The 16,662-nt window shown below is 70.9% G+C and carries 10 protein-coding genes; 8 read left to right on the top strand and 2 right to left on the bottom strand.

Features of this window, described 5'->3' with window-relative positions; translation table 11 throughout:
• Window positions 1–69: 69 nt before the first annotated feature.
• From mshB to H7I87_RS05335, 4 genes are all read left to right on the top strand, one after another.
• A complete protein-coding gene (mshB, locus tag H7I87_RS05350; RefSeq protein ID WP_009975503.1) occupies window positions 70–972 on the top strand; it encodes an N-acetyl-1-D-myo-inositol-2-amino-2-deoxy-alpha-D-glucopyranoside deacetylase in 903 nt (300 codons plus the stop codon).
• A gap of 92 nt (window positions 973–1,064) precedes the next feature.
• Window positions 1,065–1,526, top strand: a complete 462-nt coding sequence (locus H7I87_RS05345; RefSeq protein ID WP_003875463.1) for a hypothetical protein — start codon at window positions 1,065–1,067, stop codon at window positions 1,524–1,526.
• Window positions 1,527–1,630: 104 nt separating this feature from the next.
• Entirely contained in the window at window positions 1,631–4,282 is a 2,652-nt protein-coding gene (locus H7I87_RS05340) for a bifunctional FO biosynthesis protein CofGH (RefSeq protein ID WP_080516336.1), read from the top strand.
• A gap of 39 nt (window positions 4,283–4,321) precedes the next feature.
• Window positions 4,322–5,095, top strand: a complete 774-nt coding sequence (locus tag H7I87_RS05335; RefSeq protein ID WP_011724067.1) for a maleylpyruvate isomerase N-terminal domain-containing protein — start codon at window positions 4,322–4,324, stop codon at window positions 5,093–5,095.
• Window positions 5,096–5,119: 24 nt separating this feature from the next.
• On the opposite strand, the gene H7I87_RS05330 is transcribed toward H7I87_RS05335, so the two are convergent.
• Window positions 5,120–5,452, bottom strand: coding sequence for a hemophore-related protein (locus H7I87_RS05330; protein ID WP_003875466.1), 333 nt, complete (start codon window positions 5,450–5,452; stop codon window positions 5,120–5,122).
• Between the two features lie 392 nt (window positions 5,453–5,844).
• Here H7I87_RS05330 and fdxA point away from each other — a divergent pair, with 392 nt between their 5' ends.
• From fdxA to pks2, 4 genes are all read left to right on the top strand, one after another.
• Complete coding sequence (gene fdxA / locus H7I87_RS05325; RefSeq protein WP_003875467.1) at window positions 5,845–6,171, top strand: ferredoxin; 327 nt, start codon at window positions 5,845–5,847, stop codon at window positions 6,169–6,171.
• An 8-nt stretch (window positions 6,172–6,179) separates the two neighbouring features.
• The gene (gene dapC / locus H7I87_RS05320) at window positions 6,180–7,298 is read left to right on the top strand and encodes a succinyldiaminopimelate transaminase (protein ID WP_011724069.1); all 1,119 of its coding nucleotides are present in this window, start codon (window positions 6,180–6,182) and stop codon (window positions 7,296–7,298) included.
• An 81-nt stretch (window positions 7,299–7,379) separates the two neighbouring features.
• A complete protein-coding gene (locus H7I87_RS05315) occupies window positions 7,380–9,764 on the top strand; it encodes an APC family permease (protein WP_003875469.1) in 2,385 nt (794 codons plus the stop codon).
• A gap of 272 nt (window positions 9,765–10,036) precedes the next feature.
• Window positions 10,037–16,399 (top strand): sulfolipid-1 biosynthesis phthioceranic/hydroxyphthioceranic acid synthase, encoded by a 6,363-nt coding sequence (gene pks2 / locus H7I87_RS05310; protein WP_024636953.1) that lies wholly within the window; start codon window positions 10,037–10,039, stop codon window positions 16,397–16,399.
• Here pks2 and H7I87_RS05305 read toward each other — a convergent pair.
• Window positions 16,396–16,641 (bottom strand): metallothionein, encoded by a 246-nt coding sequence (locus H7I87_RS05305; RefSeq protein WP_009975516.1) that lies wholly within the window; start codon window positions 16,639–16,641, stop codon window positions 16,396–16,398. The two genes, pks2 and H7I87_RS05305, sit on opposite strands and share 4 nt — an antisense overlap.
• Window positions 16,642–16,662: the final 21 nt, after the last annotated feature.

Here is a 16,662-nt window from a genome sequence, read left to right as displayed (position 1 = left end):
CCGTGCGCGTTCCTATCTGCTGCTTCCCGGCGCAGCAACCGCACCACGGCGGCCGGTAGGGTGCGCTGCATGGCTGAGACGCCGCGGCTGCTGTTCGTCCACGCGCATCCCGACGACGAGAGCCTGGGCACCGGCGCCACCATCGCGCACTACACCGCGGCCGGCGCGGACGTCCGGGTGGTGACCTGCACGCTGGGCGAAGAGGGCGAGGTGATCGGCGAGCGGTGGGCCGAACTCGCCGTCGATCGCGCCGACCAGCTCGGCGGCTACCGGATCGGCGAACTGACCGCCGCGCTGCGGGAGCTGGGCGTCGGCGAACCGTGCTATCTGGGCGGCGCGGGCCGCTGGCGCGATTCCGGCATGCCCGGCACCCCCAAGCGGCGCCGGCAGCGATTCATCGACGCCGACGAGCGCGAGGCCGTCGGCGCGCTGGTGGCCGTCATTCGCGAGCAGCGCCCGCACGTCGTCGTCGGCTACGACCCCGCCGGCGGGTACGGCCACCCCGACCACGTCCACGTGCACACCGTGACGACGGCCGCCGTGGCCGCGGCCGGCGCCGGCGACTTCCCGGGCGAGCCGTGGGCGGTACCCAAGTTCTACTGGTCGGTGTTCGCGACCCGGCCGTTCGAGGCGGCCGTGCAGGCGCTGACGCCCGAGGACCTGCGGCCGGACTGGTCGATGCCCTCGGCGGAGCAGTTCACCTTCGGCTACGCCGACGACCACATCGACGCCGTCGTCGCGGCGGGCCCGCACGCCTGGGCGGCCAAGCGGGCGGCGCTGGCCGCGCACGCCACCCAGGTGGTCGTCGGGCCGACCGGCCGCGCCTGCGCGCTGTCCAACAACGTGGCCCTGCCCATCCTGGACGAGGAGCATTACGTCCTGGTCGCCGGCGCGGCCGGCGCGCGCGACGAGCGCGGCTGGGAGACGGATCTGCTCGCGGGCCTGGAATTCGGCGCCGCCCCCAGGCGGTAGGCTGCCAATCAGGCAGCCACGGAAGGAATTCGCATGGACCCCGACCTGGACCCTAATCAGCAGCACTGGCAGGACCGGCTCGACAGCCTGCAGTGGGTTATCGGCTCGATACTCTCCAACATCGACAGCGTTCCGACCTGACCGAAACCAAGCCGCGCGTCGCGTCCGGTGAAGACAGCGGCGCGACAGACCCCGCGATTCGTTTCGTTGTCCTGGCGCTGTTGGCGGTCGACGGGGTTCTCTCCGCACTGGCCGGGGCCCTGCTGCTGCCTTTGTATATCGGGACGGTTCCCTTTCCCATCAGCGGATTGATTTCCGGGCTGCTCAACGCGGCGCTGGTGTGGGCCGCCGGGCGCTGGACCCGATCACCGCGGCTGGTCGCGCTGCCGCTGTGGACCTGGCTGCTGACCGTCGCGGTGATCAGCATGGGCGGCCCGGCCGACGACGTCATCCTGGGCGGCCGCGGGGTGATGGCCTACGGGGCCCTGCTGCTGCTGGTGCTCGGGGTGGCGCCGCCGGTCTGGGTGCTGTGGCGGCGCGGCCGCGGCGGCTGAGTCGCCGTGTTCCGGGCCGGGATGTCGCCCGCTTGCCGGTGTGGGCGTGGCGCTACTGTTGACAGTTGCCCATCCGGGACCCGCTACGGGTGCCACGATTTCACATGTTGGGACGCGCGGATGAAATTCGATCGTGGGGAAGTTACACCAAGGTGCTGTTGACTCCGGGCGAGGAGCCTACCGCCCTACCTGATCCTGTGGTTCCGGCCAGGGCCTCATCGCGGGCCACGCCGAAGGCGACCGCCTCGGCGTTACGACGGGTGTTGCGGCGGGCTCGAGATGGCGTTGCGCTGAACATCGACGAGGCGGCGGTCGCGATGACCGCGCGCGGGGACGACCTGGCGGACCTGTGCGCCAGCGCGGCCCGGGTCCGCGACGCAGGCCTGGAGTCGGCCGGCCGGCGCGGCCCGGGCGGCGGGCTGCCGATCACCTACTCGCGCAAGGTTTTCATCCCGGTCACCCACCTGTGCCGGGACAACTGCCACTACTGCACCTTCGTCACCGTGCCGGGCAAACTGCGCGCCCGAGGCGCGGGCCTGTACCTCGAGCCGGACGAGATTCTCGACATCGCCCGCCGCGGCGGTGAACTCGGTTGCAAGGAAGCACTATTCACCCTCGGCGATCGCCCCGAGGATCGCTGGCCCGAGGCGCGGGAGTGGCTGGAGGCGCGCGGCTACGATTCGACGCTGTCCTACGTGCGGGCGATGGCGATCCGGGTGCTCGAGGAGACCGGGCTGTTGCCGCACCTGAACCCCGGCGTGATGAGCTGGTCGGAGATGGCGCGGCTCAAGCCGGTGGCGCCGTCCATGGGCATGATGCTCGAGACGACGTCGCGGCGGCTGTTCGAGACGAAAGGCCTTGCGCACTACGGCAGCCCGGACAAGGACCCGGCGGTGCGGCTGCGCACGCTGACCGACGCGGGCCGGTTGTCGATTCCGTTCACCACGGGTCTGCTGGTCGGTATCGGCGAGACACTCGCCGAACGCGCCGACACCTTGCACGCGATTCGCAAGTCGCACAAGGAGTTCGGCCATGTGCAAGAAGTGATCGTGCAGAACTTCCGGGCCAAGGAACACACCGCCATGGCCGCGGTCCCCGACGCCGGCATCGAGGATTACCTGGCGACCGTGGCGGTGGCGCGGCTGGTGCTGGGCCCCGGGATGCGGATTCAGGCCCCGCCGAACCTGGTGTCCCGCGACGAATGCCGGGCGCTGATCGCCGCCGGGATCGACGACTGGGGTGGTGTGTCACCGCTGACGCCCGACCATGTCAACCCCGAGCGGCCGTGGCCGGCGTTGGACGAATTGGCCGCCGTCACCGCCGAATCCGGCTACGAGCTGGTCCAGCGGCTGACCGCGCAGCCCAAATACGTGCAGGCGGGTGCGGCCTGGATCGACCCGCGGGTGTCCGGGCACGTCCGGGCGCTGGCCGATCCGGTGACCGGTCTGGCCCGCGACGTCAATCCGGTGGGGCTGCCGTGGCAGGAACCCGACGACGTCGGCTCCTCGGGCCGCGTCGACCTCAACGCGGCGATCGACACGCAGGGCCGCAACAGCGAGACCCGCAGCGACATCGACAGCGCCTTCGGCGACTGGGAGTCGATCCGCGCGCACGTGCACGAGCTGGCCGCGCAGGGCGCCAGAGCGCCGGAACGCCTGGACAGCGACGTGCTCGCCGCGCTGCGCTCCGCCGAACGCGACCCGGCCGGCTGCACCGACAGCGAATACCTGTCGCTGGCCACCGCCGACGGTCCTGCGCTGGAAGCCGTTGCCGCCCTTGCAGATTCGTTGCGCCGCGACACCGTCGGCGACGACGTGACGTTCGTGGTGAACCGCAACATCAACTTCACCAACATCTGCTACACCGGCTGCCGGTTCTGCGCCTTCGCGCAGCGCAAGGGCGACGCCGACGCGTACTCGCTGTCTACCGAGGAGGTCGCCGACCGCGCCTGGGAGGCGCACGTCGCCGGCGCCACCGAGGTGTGCATGCAGGGCGGCATCGACCCCGAACTGCCGGTCACCGGCTACGCCGATCTGGTCCGCGCGGTCAAGGCGCGGGTGCCGTCGATGCACGTGCACGCGTTCTCGCCGATGGAGATCGCCAACGGGGTGACCAAGAGCGGGCTGTCGATCAGGGAGTGGCTGATCAGCCTGCGCGAGGCCGGGCTGGACACCATCCCCGGCACCGCGGCCGAGATCCTCGACGACGAGGTGCGTTGGGTGCTGACCAAGGGCAAGCTGCCGACCTCGCTGTGGATCGAGATCGTCACCACCGCACACGAAGTGGGGCTGCGGTCGAGCTCGACCATGATGTACGGCCACGTCGACAACCCCCGGCACTGGGTGGGCCACCTCAACGTGCTGCGCGACATCCAGGACCGCACCGGCGGTTTCACCGAGTTCGTGCCGCTGCCCTTCGTGCATCAGAGCTCGCCGCTGTATCTGGCCGGCGCCGCCCGTCCCGGCCCCACCCATCGGGACAACCGGGCGGTGCACGCGCTGGCCCGAATCATGTTGCACGGCCGCATCTCCCAGATCCAGACCAGCTGGGTCAAGCTCGGTGTGCAGCGCACCCAGGTGATGCTCAACGGCGGCGCCAACGACCTGGGCGGCACGCTGATGGAGGAGACCATCTCCCGGATGGCCGGCTCCGAACACGGGTCGGCCAAGACCGTGGCCGAGCTGACCGCGATCGCCGAGGGCATCGGGCGCCCGGCGCGCCAGCGCACCACCGACTACACCCCGCTGGCCGCCTAGTTCGCTTTCCTGTCACAGCCGGCGGGTATACCCGAGACCGTGAAGCGACGAATTGACGACGATCGATTTCCGGAGTGGCGTCCGTTCTGCGACGCGGCGCAACGGCGCGGTCCCGACGCGGGCACCTGGTGTGAGGCCTGGACGGTGCGCGACGTCGTCGTCCACCAGGCCGGAAACGCCGAGGAGCTGGCCCGGGTGCTCGGCGCTCACCTGGCGGGCGAGCCGGTGGCCACCCGCGGTTTCGAGGAGCGGGAAGGCCCGCTGCGCGTCCTGAACGACGCCGACCTGTGGGGCGCGCTGGCCGACCGGATGGCCACCCTCAACGAGGTCGCGGAGGCCGCCGAAGCCATCCCCGCCGACACCGACGTGGCCTGGACCGGCCGCACCATGAAGGTGCCGTGGTTCGCCGAGCACATGCGCGAAGAACTCGTCCTGCACGGCTGGGACATCACCGGGGACTCCGACGGCGGCGGGGCCTTCCAGGCGGGGCTGGCCGAGCCGTGGATGACCACGCACAGCGTGCTCGCGGTCGGCCGGCCGCTGCTGGTGAAGGGGGCCAGGCAACTGCAACCCGGCGAGCGGGTCGAAGCCCGGCTGCGCGTCGACGGCACCGACGACGTGGTGCTGGACGCCGATCCGGAGCGGATCAGCATCGGGTTCGCCGAGCCGCAGGGCCCGGCCACCCTGGAAACCGACGCGGCCGCGCGGGTGCTGCTGCTGTGGGGGCGCAGGCCCGCCGACCCGTCACGCATCCGCAGCCGCGTCGGACCGCAGGTCCTGGGACGGGTGCGCTGCCTGCTCGGCGGCTACTGAACGGCTTCCGGCGACCCGGCGCGCTCAGAAGTTGTTACAGGTGACCGCGACCTGGTTGATGTCGTTGATGTACTGCTGCGCGGCCGGCATGCCCTGGATCTGCTGGGCCATCTGCTGACGCTTCGCCGGCGGGGAGGCCAGGAACCGCTGGATGTAGGACTGCGCCATCGGCGACGAGTTCAGCTGCTGGGCAGCCGCCGGGTCGGACGCGTTCAGCGCGGCGATCACCTGCCCGTAGTTGCAGGTGGTGTTGATGATCGCGTCCATGGGGTCGGCGGATGCGACACCGGCCGCGGCGGTCAATGCCACTGCCGCGCTGCCCACCGCAACGCCCAATTTGCTCAACGACAGCCTCATGTGTGGACACCTTCCCCAGTCAATGCACCGCTATTCCGGCGAGAACATCTGCCCAGCGGTTGCCGTCTTTCGGTTGAGATTACCAGGCCCCGCGAGCGTGCTTGTACCGCAACAGATATCGAAGACCGCCGGGTCGACGCAACTCCGCGCAGGTCAGCGGCGTGTCGACGGTGTTCGCGCTGGGCGAAACGGGGCCCGCGCGCGGGCTGCGAGACTGTCAGTCTTAAATCGGTAACCCGAGGGGCGCGCCAAATGGTTGACCTGTATCTGCAACGTCTAGTATCAGTAACCGAAAGCTCCGCCGGAAGCGGTCGCGACGCGCCGGTGAAAGCTTGAACAGCAGCCCACGCGTTGAGCCCTAGTGCACGGACTAGAACATGGAGGAGACGTCTGTGACGTACACGATCGCCGAACCCTGTGTCGACATCAAGGACAAGGCCTGTATCGAGGAGTGCCCGGTCGACTGCATCTACGAGGGCGCCCGGATGCTCTACATCCACCCCGACGAATGCGTCGACTGCGGGGCGTGCGAGCCCGTCTGCCCCGTCGAAGCGATCTATTACGAAGACGATGTGCCGGACCAGTGGAGCCAGTACACGCAGATCAACGCCGACTTCTTCGCCGAGCTGGGTTCGCCCGGCGGGGCGGCCAAGGTCGGGCTGACCGAGAACGACCCGCAGGTGGTCAAGGACCTGCCACCGCAAGGCGAAGGCGACTGAGCGGCCCGGTGCCACACCAGCTCAGGAAGCGTCGCCCGGCCGTCTCGGCGGCCCTGCCGGAGTTTCCCTGGGACACGCTGGCCGAGGCCAAGGCGCTGGCCGGTTCGCATCCCGACGGCATCGTCGACCTGTCCGTCGGCACCCCCGTCGACCCGGTGGCGCCCGTGATCCAGCAGGCGCTGGCCGCCGCCGGCTCGGCGTCCGGATACCCCGCCACCGCGGGCACCGCCCGGCTGCGGGACTCGGCGGTGGCCGCCCTGGCCCGCCGGTTCGGGGTGGTCGGGCTGACCGAGGCCAGCGTGCTGCCGGTGATCGGCAGCAAGGAGCTCATCGCGTGGCTGCCCACCTTGCTGGGCCTGGGGCCGGCGGACCTGATCGTGGTGCCCGAGCTGGCGTATCCGACCTATGACGTCGGCGCCCGGCTGGCCGGGGCGCGGGTGCTGCGCGCGGACTCGCTGACCCAGGTGGGCCCGCAATCCCCGGCGCTGTACTACCTGAACTCCCCGAGCAACCCGACCGGGCGGGTGCTGGGCGTCGATCATCTGCGCAAGGTGGCGGCATGGGCCCGCGACCGGGGCTGCCTGGTGGCCTCCGACGAGTGCTATCTGGGATTGGGCTGGGACGCGCAGCCGCTGTCGATCCTGCATCCGCAGGTCTGCGACGGCGACCCCACCGGGCTGCTCGCGATCCACTCGCTGTCCAAGAGCTCGTCGCTGGCCGGCTACCGGGCCGGTTTCGTCGCCGGGGACGCCGAGCTGATCGCCGAGCTGCTGGCGGTGCGCAAGCACGCCGGGATGATGGTGCCGACGCCGGTGCAGGCGGCCATGGTGGCCGCCCTCGACGACGACGCGCACGAGCGGGCGCAGCGGCAGCGCTATGAACGGCGCCGGGCCGCCCTGTTGCCCGCGCTGCGGTCGGCCGGCTTCGCCGTCGACCATTCCGAAGCCGGCCTGTATCTGTGGGTCACCCGCGGCGAGCCGTGCCGGGACACGATCACCTGGCTGGCGCGGCGCGGCATTCTGGCGGCGCCCGGCGAGTTCTACGGCCCGCGCGGCGCGCAGCACGTGCGGGTCGCGCTGACGGCCGACGACGAGCGTATCGCCGCCGCGGTGCGCCGGCTCGCCTGATCGCACCGGCTCGCCTGATCGCACCGGCGGCCGTGCGGGCGTGCACAATGCTCGGAGGCGTCTCACATAAGGACGGTGCTCGTGACCAGTTCGACCGGCAACCTGCGCATCCCGCTCTCGTTCGGGGATGTGGCCAAGCGCGTGTTTCTGGGCAAGCCGCTGATCACCGAGGACATCGCGTCCGAGAAGTTGTCCAATGGTGTTGCGCTGGGCGCACTTTCGCCGGACGCGGTGTCGTCCGTCGCCTACGGTCCCGAGCAGATCCTGATCGAGCTGTTGCCGCACGCGGGGCTGGCCGCGTTCCTGTTGCTGCTGCCCATCACCGGCGTCATCCTGCTCATCCTGGTGCTGGTGGCCGCCTCCTACCGGCAGGTCGTCATGGCCTACACCCGCGCGGGCGGCTCCTACATCGTCGCCCGGGACAATTTCGGCCCCCGGGTGGCGCAGATCGCCGCCGCCGCGCTGCTGATCGACTACGTGGTGACCGTGGCCGTGCAGTCGGCCGCCGGGACGGTCGCGGTGGTGTCGGCGATCCCCGTGCTGGGCCCCTACAGCCTGGCGATCACGGTCGGCGTGGTGCTCGTCATCTGCTACGCGAACCTGCGCGGATTGCGGGAAGCGGGAATGCCGTTCGCGGTGGCGACCTATTCCTTCATCGTCATGGTGGGCCTGACCATCGTGATCGGCGTCGTGCGCGCGGTCATCGGCAACCTGCCGATCTACGATCCCGCGCACCTGGCCGGGACCGTGCCGGTCCATCAGGGCAACGGGCTGGTGCTGGGCGCGACGATCCTGGTGTTGCTGCGGGCCTTCGCCAACGGCGGTTCGTCGCTGACCGGGGTCGAGGCGATCTCCAACACGGTGGACTACTTCCGAAAGCCGCAGGGCCGCAACGCCCGTCGGGTGCTCACCGCGATGGCCAGCATCCTGGGCTTCCTGCTGGCCGGGGTCGCCTATCTGGCCCACGTCACCCACGCCACCCCGTACCTGACCGAATACCCCTCGGTGCTGTCCCAGATCGGCCACGCCGTCTACGGCGGCGGCGTGGTGGGCGACATCTTCTTCGTCATGGTCCAGGCGTCGACGGCGGCCATCCTGTTCACCGGCGCCAACACCAGCTTCAACGGGTTCCCGGCGTTGGCCAGCTTCGTCGCCGAGGACCGCTTCCTGCCCAGGCAGTTGACGAAACGCGGTCACCGCCTGGTGTTTTCGAACGGCATCATCACCCTGACCGCGCTGTCGGTGGCGTTGCTGGTCGCGACCGGGGGCTCGGTCAACGCGCTGGTGCCCTTCTACGCGATCGGCGTGTTCACCGGGTTCGCGATGGCCGGTTACGGGATGACCAAGCACCACTTGACCCATCGGGAAGCGGGCTGGCGGCACCGGCTGACGATCAACCTGTCCGCGGCGGTCCTGTCGACGATCGTGGTGGGCATCTTCGCGGTGGCGAAGTTCACCGAGGGCGCCTGGCTGGTGGTCGTGGTGTTCCCGCTGCTGGTGTTCGTGCTGACCCGGCTCAACCGCGAATACCGGGCCGAGGCAGCCATTCTCGAAATGTTCCGCACCGACCGCCCGGAGCTGGTGAAGTACGCGCGGCACAAGGTGCTGGTGTTCGTCGACTCGGTCGACCTGGCGGTGATCGAGGCGCTGCGATACGGCCGGGGCCTGCGGGCCGACGAGCTGGTGGCGGTGCACTTCATGGTCGACCCGGCGCACGCCGCGCAGCTGCGGAACCGCTGGGACCACTTCTCGCTTGACACACCGCTGCGGATCGTGGACTGCCCGGACCGGCGGATCAGCCGGTCCGCGCAGCTGATGGTCGCCAAGGTGCGCGACGAGCATCCCAATACCAACGTGACGGTGCTGCTGCCGCGACGGACCTTCGCGCGGCTGCTGGGCCGCCTGCTGCACGACCGGACCGCGGACAAGGTCGCCCGGGCCGTCAGCCAGATCCCCGACGCCGCGGCGACGATCGTGCCCTACGACGTGGAATCGCGGATCCGGGAGGCCTACCCGGACACGTTCGAGCAGCGCATCGCCAAGGAGCTCGACAAGATCCAGGCGTGGGTGTCCCAGGACGAGGACCAGAAGGTCGCGGCCTACGAGCATCCGGCGCGGTCGTCGGCGGTCATCATGGTGGCCGGCCTGATCTCCGGGCAGCGGGCCACCATCGAGGGGCGGGTCAGCGAGGTCGAGGACGTCGCCGAGCGCGGCGGCACCCGCCGGCGGATCGTGGTCGGCGACAGCAGCGGGGAGATCACGGTCATCTTCCATCACGGCCACGGCGGCGCCGACATCCAGCCCGGTCAGCTGTTGCGGATCAGCGGCAAGGCCCGCCAGGCCGGTCAGCGGGAATTGTCGATGGTCGATCCGGCATATGAGGTGATCGAGGATCCGGCCCGGGAAGCCGAGGAGTCCGGGGACTCCGAGGAATCCGGCGACTCGCAGCGGGCCGACAAGAAGTAACACTCGGCGCTGCGGGCGCATGAAATGGGCTGATTTCCAAGCGGTTTCGCTGCACACGCCGGCACGTGTTCCCGGCCGGCCGCTGGTGACGCGGATGCGTCGCGGGCGCGTTTCCGCTACCCCCGGGAGAAATTCTTCACTCCCGCCAAGCGGGCGTGGTTCCGCAGGTAAATTGACATCTGCACAATAACTGCTGTACGTACTTCCTCCGGCACGCGCGAAGAGACGGTCCGCGCCGGCCAGGGGAGTGGGCGAGAACAGGGGACTGCACATTGCGTGCCGCAACTGCCACACCCGTTGCCGTCATCGGAATGGCCTGTCGGCTTCCCGGCGGGATCGATTCCCCGCAACGCCTCTGGGAGGCATTGCTGCGCGGTGACGACCTGGTCGGCGAGATTCCCGCCGACCGGTGGGACGCGGACCTCTACTACGACCCCGAGCCCGGCGTGCCCGGCAGGTCGGTCACCCGGTGGGGGGCGTTCCTCGACGACGTCGGGGGCTTCGACTGCGACTTCTTCGGGATGACCGAGCGCGAGGCCACCGCGGTCGACCCGCAGCACCGGCTGCTGCTGGAAACGTCGTGGGACGCCATCGAACACGCGGGCCTGGACCCCGCGTCGCTGGCCGGATCGCAGACCGGCGTGTTCGTCGGGCTGACGCACGGCGACTACGAACTGCTGTCCGCCGACTGCGGCGCGGCCGAGGGCCCGTACGGATTCACCGGCACCTCCAACAGCTTCGCCTCCGGGCGGGTCGCCTACACGCTGGGCCTGCACGGGCCGGCGGTCACGGTGGACACGGCGTGCTCGTCCGGGTTGATGGCCGTGCACCAGGCCTGCGGCAGCCTGGGCGGCGGCGAAAGCGACCTCACCCTGGCCGGTGGGGTGGTGGTGACCCTGGAACCACGCAAGTCGGTGTCGGGTTCGCTGCAGGGCATGTTGTCCCCGACCGGCCGCTGCCACGCCTTCGACGTGAACGCCGACGGCTTCGTCTCCGGTGAGGGATGCGTGATGCTGTTGCTCAAGCGGCTCGACGACGCCCGGCGCGACGGCGACCGCATCCTGGCGGTGCTGCGGGGCACCGCCGCCAACCAGGACGGCCGCACCGTCAACATCGCCGCGCCCTCGGAAACGGCTCAGGTCGCCGTCTACCGAAAGGCGTTGCAGGCGGCGGACATCGACGCCACCACGGTCGGCCTCGTCGAGGCGCACGGCACCGGCACCCCGGTCGGCGATCCGATCGAATACTCCAGCCTGGCCGCGGTGTACGGAACCGACGGGCCGTGTGTGCTGGGGTCGGTCAAGACCAACTTCGGCCACTTGCAGTCGGCGTCCGGGCCGCTGGGGATGATGAAGGCGATTCTCGCGCTGCAGCACGGCGTGGTGCCACGGAATCTGCACTTCACCCGGTTGCCCGACGAGATGGCCCGGATCAACACGGAACTTTTTGTGCCGCAGGAGAATACGCCGTGGCCCAGCAACGGCCATCATCCGAGACGCGCCGCGGTGTCGTCGTACGGCATGTCCGGCACCAACGTGCACGCCATCCTGGAGGAGGCCCCTGCCCCGGAGGCGGCGGGTTCGGCTGCGCCCGAAACCGTTGGGCCACTGCTGTTTCCGTTGTCGTCCACCTCCGCCGAGCAGCTGCGGGTCACCGCCGCCCGGCTCGCGGCGTGGCTCGACGAGCAGGCCGGCGACGCGCTTGCCGGCCTAAGAGGCTGGGGCCTAAGGGATCTGGGCTACACGCTGACGCGCCGCCGTGCGCACCGCCCGGTGCGCACGGTGGTGTCGGCCAGCGGTTTCGCCGAATTGCGCACCGAACTGCGCGCGGTCGCCGACGGCGACATCCCGTATCAGCCCGCCGTGGGACAAGGCGACCGCGGGCCGGTCTGGGTGTTCTCCGGGCAGGGCTCGCAATGGTCGCAGATGGGCGCCGAACTGCTGGACAAGGAGCCGGTGTTCGCCGCGACGATCGCCGCCGTCGAGCCGTTGATCGCCGCCGAATCGGGGTTCTCGGTCACCCGGGCCCTGTCGGCCCCGCCGGCCGTGACCGGCATCGACAAAGTCCAGCCGACGATCTTCGCGATGCAGGTCGCCCTGGCCGAGACGATGAAGTCCTACGGGGTGCGTCCCGGCGCGGTGATCGGGCATTCGCTCGGCGAGTGCGCGGCCGCGGTGGTCGCCGGCGGGCTCTCGCTGGGCGACGGCGTGAAGGTCATCTGCCGCCGCTCCCGGCTGATGGCGCGGATCGCCGGCCGCGGCGCCATGGCATCGGTGGAACTGCCCGGCCAGCAAGTGCTTTCGGAACTGTCCATCCGCGGCATCTCCGACGTGGTCCTCTCGGTGGTCGCCTCACCCACCTCGACCGTCGTCGGCGGGGACGCCGAGGCGATCCGCGAGCTGGTCGCGGCCTGGCAGCAGCAGGACGTGATGGCGCGCGAGGTCGCGGTGGACGTCGCCTCGCACTCGCCGCAGGTGGAGTCGATCCTCGACGAGCTGGTGGAGGTGCTCGCCGAGCTGGAGCCAACGGCACCCGAGGTGCCGTACTACTCGGCGACCCTGTGGAATCCGCGCGAGCGGCCGTCGTTCGGCGGCGACTACTGGGCCGAAAACCTGCGCCACACCGTGCGATTCGCGGCGGCCGTGCAGGCCGCGCTCAAGGACGGATTCCGTGTGTTCGGTGAGCTGGCGCCGCATCCGTTGCTCACCCATGCCGTCGAGCAGAACGCCGCCAGCCTGGACGTGCCGATCGCCGCGCTGGCCGCGATGCGCCGCGAGCAGGAGCTGCCACTGGGGTTGCGCGGCTTCGTCGGCGACCTGCACAGTTCCGGCGCCCTGGTCGACTTCTCGGTGCAGTACCCCGCCGGGCGATTGGTGGATGCGCCGCTGCCCACCTGGGCGCACCGGCGGCTGATGCTTCGCCGCGAGTCGGTGCAGCGGGCGCACGGCTCGTCGGTCCAGGCGGTGCACCCGCTGCTCGGGGCGCACGTGCACCTGCGGGAGGAACCGGAACGGCACGTGTGGCAGGGCGAGGTCGGCACCGATGCCCACCCCTGGCTCGCCGATCACCAAATCCACGGTGTCGCAGCGTTTCCCGGAGCCGGCTATTGCGAGATGGCGCTGGCGGCCGCCGCCGCGACGCTCGGTGAGCGCGCCGAGGTGCGCGATGTCACGTTCGAGCAGACCCTGCTGCTGGCCGGCCGGACGGAGGTCTCCTCGACGGCGACGGTGACCGGGCCCGGGCGGCTCGAGTTCACCGTGGACACCCACGAAGACGGCGAGCGCATCCGGCGGGCCGGCGCGGTCCTGCACGCCTTGCCGCCAGAGCACGGCGGCGAGACCGGGCCGCCCGCGCACGACGTGGCAACGCTGATCGCCGACCACCCGTCCCGCATTGAGGGCGCCGAGTTGCGAAAGGCGTTCGGCGCCGTAGGTATTCAGTACGGCCCGGCCTTTTCGGGTCTGGCCGCGGTGTCGGTCGGCGACCGGGACGTCGGCACCGTGCTCGCCGAGGTGGCGCTGCCGGGCGCGATCCGCTCACAGCAGTCGGGTTATGGCGCGCACCCGGCCCTGCTGGATGCGTGCTTGCAGTCCGTCATCGCCGCGCCCGAGGTGCAGCGGGCGGGGGCCGGCGGTCTGCTGCTGCCGGTGGGCGTGCGCCGGCTGCGCAACTATCACTCGACGCGCAACGCGCACTACTGCCTCACCCGGATCACGTCCTCGCGACCCGGTGAATGCGAGGCCGACGTCGACGTGCTGGACCAATCCGGGACGGTGCTGCTGACGGTCGAGGGGCTGCGGCTGGCCGGCGCGGCCTCCGAACACGAACACGCCCAACGGCTGCTCGACGATCGGCTGTTGACCATCGAGTGGGAAGCCCGGGAACTGCCCGAGGCGCCGCAGGGCGAGCCGGGATCCTGGTTGCTGCTCAGCGCGTGCGACGCGGCGTCCAACGGCGATGACGCGTTGACGACGCAACTCGCCGACGTCCTGAAAACCGATGGCGCGCAATGCCGTACCGTGTCCCTGCCGCCGGGGGCGGTGGATACCGAAGAGCTGCGTTCGCTGCTGTCCGGCGGCGAGCCGGGCGGCAACGGTCACCGGCCGCTGCAGCGGCTCACCGGTGTCGTGGTGGTGGCCGCCGCCTCCGAGGCCGACCACCCGGCCGCGCCGCGGCGAGGCCGGGACTACGTGTCGCACCTCGCGACCGTCGCCCGCGAGCTCTCGGAGCTACCCGGCGAATCGCCCCGGTTGTTCGTGCTGACCCGCAATGCCGCGGTAGTCGTCGCCGGCGATGCGCCCAATCTGACCCAGGCCGGGCTGCGCGGGATGATGCGGGTGATCGACGCCGAGCATCCGCACCTGAGCGCCACCCAGATCGACGTCGACGACGCCACCGACCCCGGACACGTTGCGCGGCAACTACAAAGCCGCTCCGGAGAAGACGAGACCGCCTGGCGCGACGGGCAGTGGTACACCGCGCGGCTGCGCCCCGGCCCGCTGCGGCCGGCCGACCGGCGAACCACCGTCGTCGATCACGGGCGCGACGGCATGCGGTTGCACATCCGCACGCCCGGCGACCTGGAATCGCTGGAACTCACCGCGTTCGACCGGGTGCCGCCCGGGCCGGGGGAGATCGAGGTGGCGGTCGCCTCGTCGACCATCAACTTCGCCGACGTCCTGGTGGCCTTCGGGCGCTACCCGACGTTCGAGGGCTACCAGCAGCAATTGGGCGGCGACTTCGCCGGGGTGGTGACCGCCGTCGGACCGGGCGTCACCGAGCACCGGGTCGGCGACCGCGTCGGCGGCCTGTCCGGGAACGGATGCTGGGGCAGCTTCGTGCTCGCCGATGCCCGGCACGCGGTCACCCTGCCGCCGGAGATTCCACTCCGGGAGGCCGCCGCGGTGCCGACCGCGTCGGCCACCGCCTGGTACGGCCTGCACGACCTGGCCCGCATCGCGCCGACCGACAAGGTGCTGATCCACTCCGGGACCGGCGGCGTCGGGCAGGCGGCCATCGCCATCGCCCGGGCGGCAGGTTGCGAGATCTTCGCCACCGCGGGCAGCCCGCAACGCCGGCAACTGTTGCGCGACATGGGAATTGAGCACGTGTACGACTCGCGCAGCCTCGAGTTCGCCGAGCAGATTCGCCGTGACACCGACGGGTACGGCGTCGACGTGGTGCTCAACTCGCTGCCCGGCGCGGCGCAGCGCGCCGGGATCGAACTGCTGGCCCTGGGCGGGCGCTTCATCGAGCTGGGCAAGCGCGACATCTACCGCGACAGCCGGCTGGGGCTGTTCCCGTTCCGCCGCAACCTCTCGTTGTTCGCCGTCGACCTGGCGCTGCTGACCCACAGCCACCCGCACACCGTCCGGCGGTTGCTGACCACCGTGTACCAGCGCACCGCGGCCGGCGAGCTGCCGATGCCGCGCACCACGCACTATCCGCTGCAGGACGCCGTCGCCGCGGTGCGCCTGGTCGCCGCGGCCGGGCACACCGGCAAGGTGGTGCTGCAGGTGCCGCGGACCGCCAGCAGCGTGGCCGCCCTGCCGCCGGAGAAGGTGCGGCCGTTCCGCGCGGACGGCGCCTACATCATCACCGGCGGCCTCGGCGGCCTGGGCCTGTTCCTGGCCGGCGAAATGGCTTCCCGCGACGGCGATGTGGGCGCCGGGCGGATCGTGCTCAACTCCCGCTCGCAACCCGGCGAACAGGCCCGCCGGGCCATCGAGCGGCTGCGCGCCGCCGGGGCCGACATCGCGGTCGAGTGCGGCGACATCGCCCAGCCGGACACGGCCGAACGTCTGGTGACATGCGCGACCGCCACCGGGCTGCCGGTTCGCGGGGTGCTGCACGCCGCGGCCGTCGTCGAGGACGCCACCCTGACCAACGTCACCGACGACCTCATCGACCGGTGCTGGGCGCCAAAGGTGTACGGCGCGTGGAACCTTCACCAGGCCACCGCGGGGCAGCCGCTGGAGTGGTTCTGCCTGTTCTCCTCGGCCGCCGCGCTGGTGGGGTCTCCCGGGCAGGGCGCCTACGCGGCGGCCAACAGCTGGCTGGACGCGTTCGCCCGCTGGCGGCACGCCCGCGGCGCACCGGCCACCGCGATCGCGTGGGGGGCGTGGTCGCAGGTGGGCCGCGCCACCGCCCTGGCCGAAGACGCCGGCGTCGCGATCACACCGACCGAGGGGTTCCGCGCCTTCGAAACGCTGCTGCGCCACGACCGCCCGTATGCGGGCTACGCGCCGATCATGGGCACGCCGTGGCTGACCTCCTTCGCGCAACGCAGCCCGTTCGCCGAGGCGTTCCGGTCGGCGGGGCAGGGCCGGCCGGACGCCGGCAAGTTCCTCGCCGAGCTGCGGGCGCTGCCGCGCGAAGAATGGCCGTCGGCCATCCGTCGGCTGGTCTCCGGGCAGCTCAGCCTCTTGCTGCGCCGCACAATCGATCCCGATCGGCCGCTGTCGGACTACGGCTTGGATTCGCTGGGCAACCTGGAGCTGCGCACCCGCATCGAAACCGAGACCGGGGTGCGCATCAGCCCCGCCACGATCACCACCGTGCGCGGTCTGGCGGAGCATTTGTGTGACGAGCTGGCCGATCTGCCAGCCGCGCCGCCGGCTGGTGCCCCGCGCTAGCCGGCCGCGCCGCGATCGCTGACGTCGTGATTGCCGGCCTGCCGGGCGCAGTGCGCGCAGCAGAACATCGCGCCGCCCGATTCGACCCCGTGACCCAGGATCCGGCACTCGCAGTGCTCGCAGGTCGGCGCCAGCTCGACCGCGGCGCATTCCACGCTGTCGAACGTGGCGCTCCTGCCGTCGGTCCAGGTCACCGTGAACGCCTTGTCGTAGTCGTTGCCACAGGTATCGCAGATCGCCATCGGCCGTGACCTCCTCGAAGC

Source organism: Mycobacterium timonense, assembly GCF_025821985.1.
GTDB classification, from domain to species: domain Bacteria; phylum Actinomycetota; class Actinomycetes; order Mycobacteriales; family Mycobacteriaceae; genus Mycobacterium; species Mycobacterium avium.
This window is presented reverse-complemented; position numbering and strand designations above follow the sequence as displayed.

Coding starts and splice junctions, on each gene's coding strand:
- H7I87_RS05330 (WP_003875466.1), bottom strand. CDS start 5,452: ATGAGGCTGTCGTTGAGCAAATTGGGCGTTGCGGTGGGCAGCGCGGCA.
- H7I87_RS05340 (WP_080516336.1), top strand. CDS start 1,631: ATGTTGGGACGCGCGGATGAAATTCGATCGTGGGGAAGTTACACCAAG.
- mshB (WP_009975503.1), top strand. CDS start 70: ATGGCTGAGACGCCGCGGCTGCTGTTCGTCCACGCGCATCCCGACGAC.
- H7I87_RS05305 (WP_009975516.1), bottom strand. CDS start 16,641: ATGGCGATCTGCGATACCTGTGGCAACGACTACGACAAGGCGTTCACG.